The sequence below is a fragment of the Paraburkholderia sp. A1BS-2L genome (assembly GCF_051125205.1).
In the GTDB taxonomy this organism is placed as follows: Bacteria; Pseudomonadota; Gammaproteobacteria; order Burkholderiales; family Burkholderiaceae; genus Paraburkholderia.
On the sequence record NZ_CP120428.1, the window covers coordinates 872,153 to 888,065 of the forward strand.

Here is a 15,913-nt window from a genome sequence, read left to right on the forward strand (position 1 = left end):
GCATGCTCCGTTATCGGGATCCCGTCGACGAGTTCGACGAGGAGGGCGAAGATGACGTAGCGCTCGAATAGTCGGAGTTCAGCGGTTTCGTCCGGTCCTCCTCGTAGCGCCGCACTGCGCTCGCGGCGAGCGGCGCGTCCGCACCCGCGTACGGCACGGGTGCAACGAGGTCAGCCGGCCGCGCGAGCATCGCGGCCAGGTTCGAGTAGGTCGCGCAGCCGAACGCCACGCCGGGCCGCGCCTGTCCGGCATCGAGCATGCCGGAGCGCTGGTTGAGCGCCGCGCACGCCGGGGGCGTCGCGTGGCCGCCGTCGCCGGGGGCAAAGCCGATCACCGACGGATCAGGCATGCCAATCGGCGGCTGCGCCGACATGCAGGACGCGAGGCCGGTGCTGGCCACGCCGGCGAGAATCGTGGCAACGAGCGAGAGCCGGGGCTTCATCATGGTTCCCCTGTCAGTGTCAGTAAACGAAGCCCGCAGCGCCAACAAGGCGCGGCGAATTACCCGAAAGCGGGTCGATCGAGAGCGACTGGCGCACGGCAAACTCGATGTCGCTGCTGGGCGTGATGACATCGTCCAGCGCGCCGTGCAACTGGCCCGGCCCGGTCGGCCCGACGATATACGGCGTCACGATGACGACGAGCTCCGACTTGTCGTTCTGGTATTTCGTCGACGAGAACAGCTTGCCGAGAACGGGCAGACCGCCCACACCGGGAAGCTGGGAGAGCACATCGCTTGTCGAGCTCTGCAAGAGTCCGCCGATTGCGAAGCTCTGCCCGCTCGAGAGCTCGACGGTGGTCTCCATGCGGCGAACCGATAGCGCCGGCACCACGATCGAGTTCAGCGTGACGCTGTTGCTCGGGTCGATCTGGCTGACTTCAGGCCGCACGTTCAGGCTGATGCGGTTGTCGGCGAGGACGGTTGGCGTGAAATTCAGCGCGACGCCGTAAGGCTTGTACTCGACCGTGATCGTGCTCGTCGTGCCGCTCTGCGGCACGGGGATCGGCAACTCGCCCCCGGCGAGGAAGCTCGCCGTTTGACCCGACATCGCCGTCAGGTTCGGCTCGGCCAGCATGGTCAGCAAGCCTTCCTGATCGAGCGCGTCGAGCACGCCTTGGATGTTCGTCTTGCCGACCTTGAATCCGCCAAGCACCGAGTACGCGCCGTTGGACTGGAGGTTGAAGAGATTCGTCGTCGCGTCCAGGATGGCGCGCCCGTTGAACAGCCCACCGAAGAAGTTGCCGCTCGCGGCAATGGCATTCCAGTTGATGCCGAGCTGTTGCGTGATGTTGCGATCCACCTCAGTAATGCGCACGCGCAGCAGCACCTGGATCGGGTGCGCGATCGAGAGGCGGTTCACGAGTTGCTCGTTGGCGTGAAGATACGGCTGCAGCGTCTGGACGATGGCATCGGCATCCGCTGCGCTCGGCACCGCGCCGGTCACCATCAATGAGCCGGGCGCGCCCGACACTGTCACCGCGAGTTTGGGAAAGCGCGCGTCGATAAGACGCTGGATCGAAGCCGTATCCGTGGACACGCTGATTGTCTTGCGCAGGATTTCCCGATTGTTGGGGCCGAGTGCGAAGAGTGTCGTCGTGCCGGACTTCTTGCCGAGCACGAAAACCGAGCGCGGCGTCGGCACATGGACATCGGCAACGTTCGGGTCGGCAACGAAGACAGCAACAGCGGGTTGCGGCAATTCGATTAACGTGCCGCTGCCTGCGGCGACCGACAGCACATCGGCGGGCGCCGCGGGCTCTTTTGCCCATGCAGCATCCGCTCCCGGGCCGGCGAGTATGGTCATGGCAAGCAGCGCGCCGAACAGGGCGGTGACGGCAGGGCGGCCGCCAGCGTGGCGCCGCGCACCGCGTGAAAGCAGCTTGCCGTATGTGAGGCTGAACATGTGTCGTCCTATGATCCTGCGGCAGGGGCGGGGGCCGCTTGCGCCTGTGCGGGCGTGACGGGTGTCCCGGACGGAGTGGGCGCCGCGGGCGGCATGCCGCCAGGCAGCGGCGGCACCCCCGGCGCGCCAGTGGAAGTGCTGCCGGCCAAGTCGCCGTCTGCCTGCTCGACCTTCGAGCCGCGGTAGATGACGACATGCGGCGCCTGTGCCGGTGCTTTCGTCTGGCGCGGTGTTGTTGCCGGCGCGCTCATGCCGCGTAGCGCGCGCGAGACGTCTCCGGCCCATACGGGCGGCGTGTGCGCCATGGCGATGTCCTCGGCGTCCGGTGCGTGCCTGTCGCGCGTAGCGAAACTGCGCAGCGCAAGCGAGAGCGTGCCGAGGTGCGCTGCCACCGTGATCGACTGTGCGCTCGCCGGTGTGACCTCGATAGTCACGGTGCGGGCATTGGTGCTCGGGGCGCCGTCATCATCCTTCGGACGACGAAACGCTGTGCCGACTGCGAGTACGCGCACGCGCTCGGCAACCGTTTCCGATTCGACGGCGCGCGCGGGATCGACATGAACACCTGTTTCGTTGCGCATCTGCTGTGTGAGCAGGATGTCGACATAATCGCCGGGCTGAATGAGCCCCGCGTTGCCCGACACGTCGTCGACGGCAACCGAGATCGCGCGCATGCCGGGCTTGAGCGCCGCTGCAAGAAAACCTGGGGCGCCCGGCAAGATCACGTCGGCCACGCCAAGCGGCGTTCCTGCGCGAACCGCGTGCCGCAGCAGATCGCCCTTGAGGTCTTTGGGGGTGCCGGCTTCGGTGGCCTCTTCGACGAGTGCGCCGGACGGAACCTGATCACGTGGCACCGCTTTCCATACGAGGTCCGCGTCGCGCAGCAGCAATCCGTCCGGCAAATCGTCGGCTGCGGCGCGCACGTGCACCGTGGACGCATGAGCCGCGGCTTTCGGGTTCGATGCGGCAATGAACAGCGCGCGGATGATGAATGCGCCAATCGCGGCGATGACAACGAGCGCGGCTAGCTTGATGAAATTTGGCATATGGGCGGCGTTGTATTCGGGCAAGCGGCGTGGACGCGGCGGGCGAGACTTCGGTTAAACTAAACAAGCAGTTGCAACATGGCAAGCGTCGTGCGATGGCCGGATGCGGGCTGCAGCCAGACCGCGACCAGGCCGCCCAACGCGAGCGCGACGCCATAGGGGACGCCGCGTGCCGGTGCGATCCAGTCAAGCCGCACGCTCACACCCGCGAGGGCGGGAATGCGCTGCATGCCGGCTACTGCGAGCACGACAAGGGCCACAAACAATCCGCATGTCGAAACGACCACCAGCACGGGCCACGATTGCGGCCCTGCCCAGAGGAAGACCGCAGCGGCGAGCTTCACATCGCCGCCGCCGAGCCAGCCCAATCGAAACATCACAGCAGCCGCGACAAGCGCCGCCGCGCCCGCCGCCACATGGATCTCACACGCGGCGCGGCCGAACCCTGTCATCGCGGCGTTGACGAAATACAGGGCGGCGAATGCGGCCACGGCGGTATTCGGCAGACGCCGCATGCGCAGATCGCAACCTGCGAGCATGACGAGGGTCATGCTCGCAGCCGCTTTCACTATGCCCAGGTAAAACATGGTTTGCCGAATCTGCGGAGGAAGACGGTCTCCGGCTCGCACCTGCTCGTGCGGTGCCGGAGCATAACGAGCGCTAGATTCAGCTGATTGCGTTGGTTGCCTTGGTGATCAGCGTCTGGAAAAGCGCCTGGAAACCCGTGTTACCGGACAGGTACGTACCGAGCGCGACCAGGACAGCGACGATGATGCCGCCAAGAACCGCATATTCCAGCGAGCTGACGCCGCGCTCGTCGCGCGATAAGGAACGGATAAAACGCAGCATGAGAAGACTCCTTTTTGAAGTGACGCTTGCGTGACAATGCTTGCTATGCCGACTGGCCCCGAAGGAGGACGAACTCATCCCCCGAGACTCTTTAACGGCAATTGGCCCGCAAGCTTGAGCCCATTGCACGCGGCCTGGCATCCGGTGTGAATGCCTTCCCTGATGCGAATCGTATTGCCGGTCGCATTCATGTGATCCGTTGAATAGAGGCGTAAAGCGGTGCCAGTTTTTGCCTTATGAACGGCTTTTTGATCAGATGATTACAGAATGTTTTCGGCAGATATTTCCGCCTGCAAGGGGGCGGTCGGGGTGAAACGGGGAGGGATAGTGGATGGGTTATCGCGGCGAGGTACGCCGACGATTGTGCGATCGCCATGCAAAAGCACTGCGTGTTTTGCGAGGCCGCAGGATGGAATGAGGGCCGGGGAACAGGTGGCGCGAGCACTGGGCAGGCGGAGCGCGACGGGCATTTCGCGCGCGGCGTTGATCAGCGCTTGAGCACCCGTCTGGGCTCCAGATTCGGCCCCGCGCCCGTGCGTGTCACCGGGGTCCGGTTCCGCTGGATCCGCCGTTGATTAGCAGTCCCTGTTTTTCAATAAACGCGATTACCTGATCGAGGCCCTCGAGCGCCTTCAGGTTGCACATCACGAACGGGCGCTCGCCGCGCATCTTCTTCGCATCCGAGGCCATCACGTCGAGATTGGCGCCCACGAGCGGCGCGAGATCGGTCTTGTTGATGACGAGCAGGTCCGACTTCGTGATGCCGGGGCCGCCCTTGCGCGGAATCTTCTCGCCGCCCGCCACGTCGATCACATAGATCGTGAGGTCCGAGAGCTCCGGGCTGAAGGTGGCCGCGAGATTGTCGCCGCCCGATTCGATAAAGACGATGTCCGCGTCGGGAAAGCGCGTGAGCATCTGGTCGACGGCTTCGAGGTTGATCGACGCGTCTTCGCGGATCGCCGTATGCGGGCAGCCGCCGGTCTCCACGCCCATGATGCGCTCGGCGGGCAGGGCGCCCGCGACGGTCAGCAGGCGCTGATCTTCCTTCGTGTAGATGTCGTTGGTGATGGCGACGAGGTCGTAGCGCTCGCGCATCGCCTTGCAGAGCATTTCGAGCAGCGTGGTCTTGCCGGAGCCCACCGGGCCGCCTACGCCGACGCGCAGCGGCGGCAGTTTCCTGGTGCGTCTGGAGTGCGAATTCATGGTTTGTGTGCGTGTGTGTGTTCAGTCAGACGGCCAGGAGCGCTAGGAGCGCTAGGAGCGGAAGAGCCGCGAGTATTGCGATTCGTGCCGTGCACTCAGAATGCCGAGTTGTGGCGCGAAGGTGTTGAGCGCGTCGGGCGGCGTGGCGAGCGCACGCGTGACCGCGCGTTCGATGGCCGGCCGCATCGCGACCACGATGCGCTGCCCCGCGACCTGCCCGAGCGGCACCGCCTTGAGCGCGGCGGCGACCTGGTTCTCGACCCAGCTGAACGCGTAGGCCGCAAGCGTGGCGTCGGCCGACGCGTCATGCGCGAAGGCCGCAAAGGCAAAGGCCGTCGGCTGCGCGACGGGCGTCATGCATTCGAGCGTCGCGCGGCGCGCGGCATCGCCCCATTCGAGCTGAGCGCAAAGCTGGCGCAGCGACCAGCCCATCTGCGAGGTCTCGCGGCGCAGCTCCGCCGATTCGCGGCTCGCGACGAATTCCTCGTTCGCTTCGATCAGCGCATCGGCGTCGTGTGTGCGCCAGCGTTCGAGCTGATGCGCGATGAACGGCAGCTCGCCGGGCGCGAGCACGTTCGCGAGGCCGCCTGCGATCCAGTGCGCGGCGTCGTCGGCGTTGGCGACGAGCCCGGCGTCGATGGCCGCTTCGAGCCCCTGCGAATAGCTGAACGCGCCGATCGGCAGCGCTGGCGACGCGAGATGCAGCAGCGCGGTGAGCTCAGCGATGTCCATGGCTGTGGTCGTGCGCGTGGCCGTCGCAATGACCGTGATCGTGGCCGCAGTCGGCGCCGTGTGCGTGGTCGCCGTGGTCGCAGTGGGCGCCGTGTGCGTGGTCGCCGTGGTCGCCAGGGTCGCCGTGGTCATGATGATGGGCATGCCCGTGATGCTCGTCGAACACGCTTTGCGCGAGTGCATAGTCTTCGGCGAAGGTTTCGTCGTGACCATGACGATGTCCTCCGCCATAAGCGCCGGCTTCGGGCTGGAACGGCAACTCGGCGCGCTCGACTTGCGCACCGAGGCGCGTGAGCATGTCCTCGAGCACTGGATCGGCTTCGAGCTTGAGTGCGTCGATGTCCACTTCCACGGGCGTATGGCGGTTGCCGAGGTGATACGCGGCGCGCATGAGGGTGAGGCGCTCGGGCGCGCGCACGAGCAGCACGCTTTGCGGCGCGGCGATCACGCGCACGAGGCCGCCGTCGTCGGCGACCAGCATGTCGCCGTCGCGTAGCACCGTGCCGCGCGGCAGCACCACGCCCACTTCCTCGCCCGAATCGAGCGTGGCCGCAAAGCGGCTCTTGCAACGCGCGTCGTACGCAAGGGTGAGCGTGGCCGCGCGCTTGATCAGCACCGGCGCGAGCTTCGCGTTGAGTCGTTTGTCTATCGTGCGCATGTCGGACTAGCGTTTTCAGGCTTAGAACAGGAAATAGCGCTGCGCCATCGGCAGCACCGTGGCGGGCTCGCAGGTCAGCAACTGGCCGTCTGCGATCACCTGATAGGTTTCGGGATCGACACTGATCGAAGGTTGCCACGCGTTGTGGATCATGTCGGCTTTCGTGACATTGCGGCAGTTGCGTACCGCCACTATGCGCTTTTGCAGGCCGTAGCGCTCGGGCATGCCTTTGTCGAGCGCAAGCTGCGAGACGAACGTGAGCGAGGTCTGCGTGAGCGCGCGCCCGCGCGTGCCGAACATCTCGCGATAATGCACGGGCTGCGGCGTGGGAATCGATGCGTTCGGGTCGCCCATCTGCGCCATCGCGATCATGCCGCCCTTGAGGATCATCGCCGGCTTGACGCCGAAGAACGCCGGATCCCAGAACACCAGGTCGGCCCACTTGCCGGGCTCGATCGAACCGAGCTCGTGCGCGATGCCATGCGTGAGCGCCGGGTTGATCGTGTACTTCGCGACATAGCGCTTCACGCGGAAGTTGTCGTTGCGCGTGCTGTTGGCACCCCCGTCCTCGGGCAACGCGCCGCGCTGCACCTTCATCTTGTGTGCGGTCTGCCACGTGCGGATGATGACTTCGCCCACGCGGCCCATCGCCTGGGAATCCGAAGAGAGCATCGAGAGTGCGCCTAGATCGTGCAGGATGTCTTCGGCGGCGATGGTCTCGCGGCGGATGCGCGACTCGGCGAACGCGATGTCCTCGGCAATCGACGGGTCGAGGTGATGGCACACCATCAGCATGTCGAGATGCTCGTCGAGCGTGTTGATCGTGTAGGGGCGCGTGGGATTGGTCGACGAGGGCAGCACGTTGGCCTCGCCGCACACCTTGATGATGTCGGGCGCGTGGCCGCCGCCCGCGCCTTCGGTGTGGTACGTGTGGATCGTGCGGCCCTTGAACGCGTTGACCGTCGCTTCGACGAAGCCGCCTTCGTTGAGCGTGTCGGTGTGAATGGCCACCTGGGTGTCGGTGGCGTCGGCGACGGTGAGGCAGTTGTCGATGGCCGCGGGCGTCGAGCCCCAGTCTTCGTGCAGCTTCAGGCCGATCGCGCCCGCGGCGATTTGTTCTTCGGCGGGCTCGGGCAGACTCACGTTGCCCTTGCCGAGAAAGCCGAGGTTGATCGGCCAGCCGTCGGCGGCCTGCAGCATGCGCTCCATGTGCCACGGGCCCGGCGTGCAGGTCGTGGCGTTGGTGCCGGTGGCGGGGCCGGTGCCGCCGCCGATCATCGTCGTGACGCCCGAGGCGAGTGCCTCGTCGATCTGCTGCGGGCTGATGAAGTGGATGTGTGTGTCGATGCCGCCCGCCGTCACGATCTGGCCTTCGCCGGCGATCACTTCGGTCGAGGCGCCGATGGGGATCGTCACGCCCGGCTGCACGTCGGGATTGCCGGCCTTGCCGATGCGCCAGACGCGGCCGTCCTTGATGCCGATGTCGGCTTTCACGATGCCCCAGTGGTCGACGATCACGGCGTTGGTCACGACCGTGTCGGCCACCTCGGCTGCGAGGCGCTGCGACTGGCCCATGCCGTCGCGGATCACCTTGCCGCCGCCGAACTTCACTTCGTCGCCGTAGACCGTGTAGTCGCGTTCGATCTCGATGAGCAGGGCGGTGTCGGCGAGACGCACGCGGTCGCCGGTCGTGGGGCCGAACATTTCCGCGTAGGCGCGGCGGCCGATCTTCAATGTCATATCGGAATCCTGATGAATTCGGAGGCGGGCGCCGCGCTCAGAGCGGGCCCATGACCTTGCCGTTGAAGCCGTAGATGGCGCGCTCGCCCGCGAACGCGACCAGCTCGACGGTGCGCTCCTGGCCGGGCTCGAAGCGCACGGCGGTGCCCGCCGCAATGTTCAGGCGAAAGCCGCGCGCGGCCTCGCGCTCGAACGAGAGCGCTTCGTTGACTTCGTAGAAGTGATAGTGCGAACCGACCTGCACAGGGCGGTCGCCGGTGTTCGCGACAGTCACGGTCACGGTTTCGCGGCCCGCGTTGAGCTCGATTTCGCCGTCGTCGATCAGCATTTCGCCGGGGATCATGAGCGGCACTCTCAAGGAATCGGATGGTGGACGGTCACGAGCTTCGTGCCGTCGGGGAAGGTGGCCTCGACCTGAATGTCGGGGATCATCTCGGGCACGCCTTCCATCACGTCGTCGCGCGTGAGCAGCGTGGTGCCGTAGTGCATGACCTCGGCGACGGTCTTGCCGTCGCGGGCGGCTTCCATCAGCGCGGCGCTGATGAAGGCGACCGCCTCCGGATAGTTGAGCTTGAGGCCGCGCGCGCGACGCCGTTCGGCGAGCAGCGCGGCGGTGAAGATCAGGAGCTTGTCTTTCTCGCGTGGCGTGAGCTTCATCGTTTTTAATAAGTTGGAACGGCTAACCGGGGCCAACCATCCGGGCCCGATCGTGCGGCGTCAGCTTACGGCAGCGAGGTTACGCGCAGCTTGCAGTTCCTTGGGGATCGCGCGGACATGGCGATGCAGGCATTACGCAAGGTGTATGCCAATGACGGGGCGCTTTGAATGCACCTTCGCGCGGAATTTGCGCACCTTGTTGATGCATCGATGCGCTTCGATGGCGCATGGACGCGCCGACGTGGTGCGTGAAAGGGGCGGCGGGGGTCAGGTCGTCCAGAGGCGCAGCGGCGCGGCCGTTACGCCGTGCACGATCGGGCGCAGCCGGCTCCAGCACTGCGCGAGCGTTTGCTGCAGCGGCTCCATCGAGCGCGCGATGACGCGCACCAGCAGCACGCTTGGCGCAACGCAGGTGGCGCCCGCGCGCAGCGCGTCGTCGAAGGGGAGCGTGAGCGCGAGGTCTTGCGCGAGCGCCTCGTTGCAGGCCGGGCCAACGGCCCACAGCATGCCGAAGGCCGGATAGCCGGCGAGGCCCTGAGGAGCGTCGCGCAGCGGGTCGGCGGCGTCCATGAGGGCGCGTTCGAACCAGAGGAGTTGCTCGTCAGCACCGGGTGCGGCGGCGCGCACGACCCGAGTGAGCGAGCGCACCATGCCGGCCGACCAGCGCTCGCCGGCCGCCTGGCGGCCGAGTTGCACGGCGTCCCAGCCGATTGCTGTCGCGCTTTCGGCGAGCGTGAGCGAGAAGTCGAGCTCGGCGTGCGCGTGATCGAAGACGAGATTGTTCTGCGGCAGCCAGTCGAGCCTGGCGTTCGCGCCCACGCGCAGCTTGATGCGCTGGCGCGCCACGCGGCCATTGGACTTGTACCACTTGGTGGCACCCGGCGTGGTGAGCACGGCATGAGCGCCAGCGCCGACATTCACGTCGATGTCGAGCCGGTCGCCACCCGCGATGCCCGCCGGCGGATGCACGATCACCGCGTGACAGATCGCATCGCCTTCGGGATAGAGCGGTCGTTGCACGCGCAACGGTCCCGTGTGCAGCCGGTGCGCGAGCGTCGTGCGCTCGCCGCGAAGCTCGAAGCCGAGTTCGAGTTTCGCGGCCCATTCGTGATGAATCGGGTTGCGCGAGGCGGGGCTGGCGGGCGCGGCGAGATCTTCGTGAAGCGGCATGCGAAAAATATGGGGCAGGTGCGGGCGGCGACTGGATGCGCAGGGTAGCGCATCACGCGCCGGCCATGCCTCGCGCGATTCGTCGGTGAACCGTGAGCGATTAGTAGGTGGGCACCTTCGGATCGACCTGGCGCGACCACGCGTCGATGCCGCCTTGCAGGTTGAACACCTTCGTGAAGCCGCGCGACTCGAGGAACATCGCGACCTGGGCGCTGCGCGCGCCGTGGTGGCAGATGCAGACGATCTGCGCTTCGTCGTCCAGTTCTTCGCTGCGCGCCGGAATCTGGGCCATCGGGATCGAGACGCTGCCGGCGATGCTGGCGGTCTGGATTTCCCACGGCTCGCGCACGTCTAGAAGCACGGGGGCGCCGCGCGAGGTGTCGGCGAGCCATTCGGCGAGGGCGGGGGCGGTCAGATTCTGCATGGGAGACTCAGTCGTAGAGATGAGACGAGCCGCTTATGCGGCCCGCCGGAAACACCGTGGTTTAAAACTTGAAACGCGAGGGCTGCACTGCGTTCTCGAGCGGCTCGACATACGTTTCGAACACGGTCGCGATGCGGTATTGCTTCTCGTCCATGCGCGTGATGATCTGCGCTTCCATGACCGGCGCGTCGCCGACGAAAGCGGCCAGCCGCCCGCCCACCTTCAATTGTTCGAGCAGTTCCTGCGGCACCACCGGCAGGCCGCCCGAGACGCAGATCACGTCGTAGGGCGCATTCGCGGCCCAGCCGCGCGAGCCGTCGCCCTGCACGACTTCGGCGTTGAGCACGCCGTTCTTCACGAAGTTGGCACGCGCGAATTCGGCGAGTTCCGGGTCGATCTCCACGCTCAGCACCTTCTGCGCGCGATGCGCGAGCAGCGCCGCCATGTAGCCCGAACCCGCGCCGATCTCGAGCACGCTCTCGTGCTTTTTCACCGCGAGCTCCTGGAGCACGCGCGCCTCGACGCGCGGCGCCAGCATGTGCTGACCGTTGGGCAGTGGCACTTCGAGGTCGGCGAACGCGAGATCGACATAGGCCGCGGGGACGAAATGCTCTCGCTTGACGATCGAAAGGAGGTTCAGGACGTCCTGGTCGAGCACGTCCCAGGGGCGAATCTGCTGCTCGATCATGTTGAAACGCGCTTGTTCGATATTCATGGTGACTCGGCGTTATGGTTCGGGTTCTGTGCAGATGGCCAGGCCTCGGGCAACCAGCAAACACACGCTGAAAACGGTGCCAGGCAACCGCGAGATTGTACCAAAGGGCTTTCGCGCCGCGCCTTGCGGCCGGCGCTGGAAATGCACAAGCGGATCAGTATTTGTCCTGGCTCGAATGCGTGGGGAGGCCCGCCTGGCCATTCGGACGAATGTGCGCGAACGCATCGGGCAGCGAAACTCGAAGCGTGTTTAACCCGCTTCAAAGGAGCAGCATGTCTGGCGTGATACAGATGAATTACAGGGTGGCTTCGAACATCACGCGAAGGCGTTGGGGGATGGGCGCAAGCGCATTGGTCCAGGTGCGCATCGATCCGGCGCTCAAGGAGCGCGCGTCGGCGGTGCTCGAATACATGGGGCTCACGGTTTCGGACGCGGTGCGCATCCTGCTCACGCGCGTCGCGAACGAAGGCGCTTTGCCGCTCGGCTTCGCGCTCGATCCGGCCACGCACGATGCCGGGTTCCGCGCGAAGGTGCGCGAGGCGCTGGAAGACCCGCGGCCCGGGCCTTGCGCCCGCTCGCGGGAGTACAGCTTGAAGCTCGAACGGCCGCCGCCCACGCTGGCCGGCTGTTGCCGGCTAGCGAACCGGCCGAGCCCGCCGGCAACCCGAATCACTGCGCGAGATACACGAACTTGCCGCCGCGTATCGTGCCCATCACGCTCGCGCGCTGGTCGAGGCCCACGTGGTCCTTTTCGCTGGTGTTGACCACGCCGTTGGGCACCACCAGCTCGTGGGCGCCTTCGAGCTCCCGGCGCAGCGCCACGCGAAACGCCTCGGTGCCGGGCTGGGCGGTCTTGAGCGCGCGCTTCACCGCATCCTGAAGGCGCGGGTAGACGCCGGCGGCGTCGCCGGCGAACTGCGTGACCGTGCCCGGGCCGTATTTCGCCTCATAAGCATCGACGAACGCTAGCGCGGCCTTGTGCGCCGGGTGGTCCGCCGGCAGCGTGCGCGCGACCACCACGGGCTGCGTCGGGAACAGCGTGCCTTCCACGTCCTTGCCGCCGAGCTTGATGAACTCCGGCGTGGCGATGCCGTGGGTCTGATAGATCGCGCCCTTGTAGCCGCGCTCGACCAGTGTGCGCTGCGGCAGCACCGTGGGCGTGCCGGCGCCCGCGATCAGCACGGCGTCGGGTTTCGCGGCCATCAGCTTGAGGATCTGGCCGGTCACGCTGGCGTCGGTGCGGTTAAAGCGCTCGGTCGCCACGATCTGGATGTTGCGGTCCTTCGCGAACTTCGTGAACTCGTTGAGCCAGCTGTCGCCGTAGCTGTCGGCAAAGCCGATGAAGCCCACGGTCTTCACGCCGTGCGCGGCCATGTAGTGCGTCATCACGTCGGCCATGGCGGCGTCGGTCTGCGCCATCTTGAAGGCCCATACGCGCGCGCCTTGCTGCGGTTCGACCACCGAGGCCGAACCCACCAGCGTGATCATCGGCGTTTTGGCTTCGGCCACGGGGTCGAGCGCGGCGAGCGCGGCCGGCGTGATGTTCGGCCCCACGATCACGTCGACGTGGTCCTCGTTGATGAGCTTGCGGATGTTGCGCACCGCCGCGCCAGGGTCGGAGCCGTCGTCGAGCACGATGTAGTCGGTCTTCTGGCCTGCGATCTCCGGGGGCCACATCAGGATGGCGTTCTTGCTCGTGATGCCGATGGCCGCGGCCGGGCCGGTGCTCGACAGATCGATGCCGACCTTGAGGTCGGCGTGCGCGGCGGGCGCGAACGCGGCCGTCGCCAGCGCGGCAGCCGCTGCGAGCGGGCGTAGCGCGCCGAGGGGCGAGCGCACAAACGAGCACAAGGACGGAATCAGGCGCGGTTGCAGCTTCATGCGATGGGTCTCCAGGAGGATATGAAGCGAAAAGCGTTGTTGTCGTGTTGCGTTGTGGTTTCTTCCGGCGCTCGCATGCCGTTACAGCTCGTAGGTCTCGTGCTCGCCCTTGAGCGCCTGCTCGATCAGCTTGCGGTTCAGGCTCGGCGAGAGCAATTCCACCAGCGTATAGACGTAGCTGCGCAGGTACGCGCCCTGTTTGAGGGCCACCCGCGTCACGTTGCTGCCGAACAGATGCCCCACCGGCACGGCGCGCAGATGGCGGTCGCGTTCGGCGTTGAACGCGATATCGGCCATGATGCCCACGCCCAGACCCAGTTCCACGTAGGTCTTGATCACGTCCGCGTCGATGGCCTCAAGCACGATGTCGGGCGAGAGGCCGCGCAGGCGGAACGCGTCGTTGATCTTGGTGCGGCCCGCGAACGCATTGTCATAAGTGATCAGTGGAAATTGGGCCAGATCGTCGAGCGAGAGCGGCTTGCGCTCGAGCAGCGGATGGTCCGGCAGCATCATCGCCACATGGTGCCAGGTGAAGCAGGGCAGCGACACCAGTTCCTTGTAGCCGGAAATGGCCTCGGTCGCGATGCAGAGGTCGGCCTGGTCGTGCAGCACCATCTCGGCCACCTGGGTCGGGCTGCCTTGCAGAATTGAAAGGTGGACCTTCGGGAAGCGCCGCTTGAATTCCGCGATGGCGGCCGGCAGCGAATAGCGCGCCTGAGTGTGCGTGGCGGCGATGGTCAGGTTGCCCTGATCCTGCGCGGCGTAGTCCTTGCCCACGCGCTTGAGGCTCTCCACCTCCTGCAGGATGCGCTCAACAGAGGCAAGGATGATGCGTCCTGGCTCCGTGAGCGAGCGCACGCGCTTGCCGTGGCGCGTAAAGATTTCGACCCCGAGTTCATCCTCCAGCTCGATGATGGCCTTCGAGACGCCCGGCTGGCTTGTATACAGGGCCTTGGCCGCTTCCGTGAGATTGAAATTCTGGCGCACGGCCTCGCGCACGAAGCGGAACTGGTGGAGGTTCATATATAACCCCTTGGCATATCAACCTGATTTTTAGATCGTTTGAATTATAAGGCGAGTTTATTACCATTCCTCCAAGTTTTCCAATATGGATATCTGTTTTGGTCATTAGCAAAGGAACGGCGCATTTCAAGCACGCCGACCGGAAGCCAGATCAAGACGGTCGAATCGAATCGGAGCGCGCGGCGTAACCGGAACGCTGCGAATGAACAACCCTGGGGTCCCCGAATGTACCAATACGATCAGTACGACCAGACCATCGTTGACGAACGCGTCGCGCAATACAGCGACCAGGTTCGCCGGCGCCTCTCGGGCGAGTTGAGCGAAGAAGAATTCCGCCCGCTGCGCCTGCAGAACGGCCTGTACTATCAGCGCCACGCCTACATGCATCGCATCGCGGTACCGTACGGCAACCTGCGCAGCGACCAGTTGCGCATGCTCGGCCGCATCGCCCGCGAGCACGACCGTGGCTATGGCCACTTCTCGACGCGCACGAACGTCCAGTACAACTGGATCAAGCTCGAAGAGACGCCGGAAATCCTGCGCAAGCTCGCCTCGGTGCAGATGCACGCCATCCAGACTTCGGGTAACTGCATTCGCAACATCACCGCCGACCAGTTCGCGGGCGTCGCGCCCGACGAGATCGTCGATCCGCGTCCGTGGGCCGAGATCCTGCGCCAGTGGTCGACGTTTCACCCCGAGTTCGCGTGGCTGCCGCGCAAGTTCAAGATCGCCGTCTGCGGTACGAAGGAAGACCGCGTGGCCGTGCAGATCCACGACCTGGGCGTCTATCTCGACCGCAACGAGAAGGGCGAAGTGGTCGCGAGCATCCTCGCGGGCGGTGGCCTCGGCCGCACGCCGATCGTCGGCGCCATCATCAAGCGCGACCTGCCGTGGCAGCATCTGCTGACCTACTGCGAAGCCGTGCTGCGCGTGTACAACCGCTATGGCCGCCGCGACAACATCTACAAGGCGCGTATCAAGATCCTCGTGAAGGCGCTCTCGCCGGCGAAGTTCGCCGAGCAAGTCGAAGAGGAGTGGCAGCATCTTAAGGACGGCCCCTCGACGCTCACGCAAGCCGAGCTCGACCGCGTGGCGCAATATTTCGTGCCGCCGGCCTACGAGAAGCTCGCCGATACGGACGCCTCGTACGAGAAGCATCTGCTCGAGAACCGCGCGTTCGCGCGCTGGGTCGAGCGCAACGTGCGTCCGCACCGCGTGCCGGGCTATGCATCGGTGACGTTCTCGCTCAAGACGGGCAAGGTCGCGCCCGGTGACGCCACCGACAAGCAAATGGAAGCCGTGGCCGACTGGGCCGACGAATACGCGTTCGGCAAGATCCGTATCTCGCACGAGCAGAACCTGGTTCTCGCCGACGTCAAGAAGCGCGACCTCTTCGCAGTGTGGGAAAAGGCGAAGGAGCAAGGCTTCGCCACGCCGAACATCGGCTTGTTGACCGACATCATCGCGTGCCCGGGCGGCGACTTCTGCTCGCTCGCGAATGCGAAGTCGATCCCCATCGCGCTCGCGATCCAGGAGCGCTTCGAGAACCTCGACTACGTCTACGACCTGGGCGACCTGTCGCTGAACATCTCGGGCTGCATCAATGCGTGCGGTCACCACCACGTCGGCAATATCGGCGTGCTGGGTGTGGATAAGGACGGCTCCGAGTGGTATCAGGTCACGCTCGGCGGCGAGCAGGGCAACGGCGCCAGTGGCACGCGCCTTGGCCGCGTGATCGGCCCGTCGTTCTCGGCTGAAGAGATGCCCGAGGTGGTGCAAAAGGTGATCGACACGTTCGTCGAGCACCGCATCGACGGCGAGCGCTTCATCGACACGTACGACCGCATCGGCATCGCGCCCTTCAAGGAGCGCGTGTACGCATCGCGCCAGCCGGCCCACGCCTAACCGCAG

Annotated in this window: 17 protein-coding genes and 1 pseudogene; 2 read left to right on the forward strand and 16 right to left on the reverse strand. The window is 65.6% G+C overall.

The genetic code is table 11. The features are described from left to right. Positions 1-10: 10 nt before the first annotated feature. The 14 genes from P5W98_RS03880 to P5W98_RS03945 all read right to left on the reverse strand — a co-directional run bounded on the left by P5W98_RS03880 (position 11) and on the right by P5W98_RS03945 (position 11,098). Positions 11-442 carry a CpaD family pilus assembly lipoprotein gene (locus tag P5W98_RS03880; RefSeq protein WP_421025177.1) on the reverse strand — a complete coding sequence of 144 codons (432 nt, stop codon included), beginning with the start codon at positions 440-442 and terminating at the stop codon, positions 11-13. A 19-nt stretch (positions 443-461) separates the two neighbouring features. Continuing rightward, entirely contained in the window at positions 462-1,805 is a 1,344-nt protein-coding gene (locus P5W98_RS03885) for a type II and III secretion system protein family protein (RefSeq protein ID WP_421025178.1), read from the reverse strand. Between the two features lie 107 nt (positions 1,806-1,912). Then, positions 1,913-2,950 carry a Flp pilus assembly protein CpaB gene (gene cpaB, locus P5W98_RS03890; RefSeq protein WP_421023359.1) on the reverse strand — a complete coding sequence of 346 codons (1,038 nt, stop codon included), beginning with the start codon at positions 2,948-2,950 and terminating at the stop codon, positions 1,913-1,915. Between the two features lie 59 nt (positions 2,951-3,009). Further along, positions 3,010-3,501, reverse strand: a complete 492-nt coding sequence (locus P5W98_RS03895) for an A24 family peptidase (RefSeq protein ID WP_421023360.1) — start codon at positions 3,499-3,501, stop codon at positions 3,010-3,012. A gap of 115 nt (positions 3,502-3,616) precedes the next feature. Further along, the gene (locus tag P5W98_RS03900; protein WP_421023361.1) at positions 3,617-3,799 is read right to left on the reverse strand and encodes a Flp family type IVb pilin; all 183 of its coding nucleotides are present in this window, start codon (positions 3,797-3,799) and stop codon (positions 3,617-3,619) included. Between the two features lie 540 nt (positions 3,800-4,339). After that, on the reverse strand, positions 4,340-5,002 hold the full coding sequence (ureG, locus tag P5W98_RS03905) for an urease accessory protein UreG (RefSeq protein WP_421023362.1): 663 nt from the start codon (positions 5,000-5,002) through the stop codon (positions 4,340-4,342). Positions 5,003-5,053: 51 nt separating this feature from the next. Then, complete coding sequence (locus P5W98_RS03910) at positions 5,054-5,734, reverse strand: urease accessory protein UreF (protein WP_421023363.1); 681 nt, start codon at positions 5,732-5,734, stop codon at positions 5,054-5,056. Next, positions 5,721-6,392, reverse strand: a complete 672-nt coding sequence (ureE, locus tag P5W98_RS03915; protein ID WP_421023364.1) for an urease accessory protein UreE — start codon at positions 6,390-6,392, stop codon at positions 5,721-5,723. Before ureE ends, P5W98_RS03910 begins: the two co-directional genes overlap by 14 nt. Positions 6,393-6,413: 21 nt before the next feature. Next, a complete protein-coding gene (gene ureC, locus P5W98_RS03920; protein ID WP_421023365.1) occupies positions 6,414-8,132 on the reverse strand; it encodes an urease subunit alpha in 1,719 nt (572 codons plus the stop codon). Positions 8,133-8,169: 37 nt separating this feature from the next. Continuing rightward, positions 8,170-8,475: an urease subunit beta gene (locus P5W98_RS03925; RefSeq protein WP_421023366.1), complete on the reverse strand. Its 306-nt coding sequence runs from the start codon at positions 8,473-8,475 to the stop codon at positions 8,170-8,172. An 11-nt stretch (positions 8,476-8,486) separates the two neighbouring features. Further along, positions 8,487-8,789 (reverse strand): urease subunit gamma, encoded by a 303-nt coding sequence (gene ureA / locus P5W98_RS03930; protein WP_017773123.1) that lies wholly within the window; start codon positions 8,787-8,789, stop codon positions 8,487-8,489. A gap of 267 nt (positions 8,790-9,056) precedes the next feature. Next, positions 9,057-9,959, reverse strand: coding sequence for an urease accessory protein UreD (locus tag P5W98_RS03935; RefSeq protein WP_421073748.1), 903 nt, complete (start codon positions 9,957-9,959; stop codon positions 9,057-9,059). A gap of 100 nt (positions 9,960-10,059) precedes the next feature. After that, positions 10,060-10,383: a rhodanese-like domain-containing protein gene (locus P5W98_RS03940; RefSeq protein ID WP_421023368.1), complete on the reverse strand. Its 324-nt coding sequence runs from the start codon at positions 10,381-10,383 to the stop codon at positions 10,060-10,062. Positions 10,384-10,444: 61 nt separating this feature from the next. After that, entirely contained in the window at positions 10,445-11,098 is a 654-nt protein-coding gene (locus P5W98_RS03945; RefSeq protein WP_421023369.1) for a protein-L-isoaspartate O-methyltransferase family protein, read from the reverse strand. Positions 11,099-11,433: 335 nt separating this feature from the next. On the opposite strand from P5W98_RS03945, the pseudogene P5W98_RS03950 reads away from it, so the two are divergent. Then, positions 11,434-11,658, forward strand: a pseudogene (locus P5W98_RS03950) (type II toxin-antitoxin system RelB/DinJ family antitoxin); the annotation flags it as partial. A 109-nt stretch (positions 11,659-11,767) separates the two neighbouring features. On the opposite strand, the gene P5W98_RS03955 reads toward P5W98_RS03950, so the two are convergent. Both P5W98_RS03955 and P5W98_RS03960 read right to left on the reverse strand, forming a co-directional pair. Next, the gene (locus tag P5W98_RS03955; RefSeq protein WP_421044245.1) at positions 11,768-12,979 is read right to left on the reverse strand and encodes an ABC transporter substrate-binding protein; all 1,212 of its coding nucleotides are present in this window, start codon (positions 12,977-12,979) and stop codon (positions 11,768-11,770) included. 81 nt (positions 12,980-13,060) lie between these two features. Continuing rightward, a complete protein-coding gene (locus tag P5W98_RS03960) occupies positions 13,061-14,002 on the reverse strand; it encodes a CysB family HTH-type transcriptional regulator (protein WP_035527474.1) in 942 nt (313 codons plus the stop codon). 225 nt (positions 14,003-14,227) lie between these two features. On the opposite strand from P5W98_RS03960, the gene P5W98_RS03965 reads away from it, so the two are divergent. Next, the gene (locus P5W98_RS03965) at positions 14,228-15,907 is read left to right on the forward strand and encodes a nitrite/sulfite reductase (RefSeq protein ID WP_421023372.1); all 1,680 of its coding nucleotides are present in this window, start codon (positions 14,228-14,230) and stop codon (positions 15,905-15,907) included. Positions 15,908-15,913 lie beyond the last annotated feature (6 nt).

Excerpts from the sequence above, each read along its gene's own strand:
- P5W98_RS03880 (WP_421025177.1), bottom strand. The coding sequence starts at position 442 with ATGAAGCCCCGGCTCTCGCTCGTTGCCACGATTCTCGCCGGCGTGGCC.
- P5W98_RS03885 (WP_421025178.1), bottom strand. The coding sequence starts at position 1,805 with ATGACCATACTCGCCGGCCCGGGAGCGGATGCTGCATGGGCAAAAGAG.
- cpaB (WP_421023359.1), bottom strand. The coding sequence starts at position 2,950 with ATGCCAAATTTCATCAAGCTAGCCGCGCTCGTTGTCATCGCCGCGATT.
- P5W98_RS03895 (WP_421023360.1), bottom strand. The coding sequence starts at position 3,501 with ATGACCCTCGTCATGCTCGCAGGTTGCGATCTGCGCATGCGGCGTCTG.
- P5W98_RS03900 (WP_421023361.1), bottom strand. The coding sequence starts at position 3,799 with ATGCTGCGTTTTATCCGTTCCTTATCGCGCGACGAGCGCGGCGTCAGC.
- ureG (WP_421023362.1), bottom strand. The coding sequence starts at position 5,002 with ATGAATTCGCACTCCAGACGCACCAGGAAACTGCCGCCGCTGCGCGTC.
- P5W98_RS03910 (WP_421023363.1), bottom strand. The coding sequence starts at position 5,734 with ATGGACATCGCTGAGCTCACCGCGCTGCTGCATCTCGCGTCGCCAGCG.
- ureE (WP_421023364.1), bottom strand. The coding sequence starts at position 6,392 with ATGCGCACGATAGACAAACGACTCAACGCGAAGCTCGCGCCGGTGCTG.
- ureC (WP_421023365.1), bottom strand. The coding sequence starts at position 8,132 with ATGACATTGAAGATCGGCCGCCGCGCCTACGCGGAAATGTTCGGCCCC.
- P5W98_RS03925 (WP_421023366.1), bottom strand. The coding sequence starts at position 8,475 with ATGATCCCCGGCGAAATGCTGATCGACGACGGCGAAATCGAGCTCAAC.
- ureA (WP_017773123.1), bottom strand. The coding sequence starts at position 8,789 with ATGAAGCTCACGCCACGCGAGAAAGACAAGCTCCTGATCTTCACCGCC.
- P5W98_RS03935 (WP_421073748.1), bottom strand. The coding sequence starts at position 9,959 with ATGCCGCTTCACGAAGATCTCGCCGCGCCCGCCAGCCCCGCCTCGCGC.
- P5W98_RS03940 (WP_421023368.1), bottom strand. The coding sequence starts at position 10,383 with ATGCAGAATCTGACCGCCCCCGCCCTCGCCGAATGGCTCGCCGACACC.
- P5W98_RS03945 (WP_421023369.1), bottom strand. The coding sequence starts at position 11,098 with ATGAATATCGAACAAGCGCGTTTCAACATGATCGAGCAGCAGATTCGC.
- P5W98_RS03955 (WP_421044245.1), bottom strand. The coding sequence starts at position 12,979 with ATGAAGCTGCAACCGCGCCTGATTCCGTCCTTGTGCTCGTTTGTGCGC.
- P5W98_RS03960 (WP_035527474.1), bottom strand. The coding sequence starts at position 14,002 with ATGAACCTCCACCAGTTCCGCTTCGTGCGCGAGGCCGTGCGCCAGAAT.
- P5W98_RS03965 (WP_421023372.1), top strand. The coding sequence starts at position 14,228 with ATGTACCAATACGATCAGTACGACCAGACCATCGTTGACGAACGCGTC.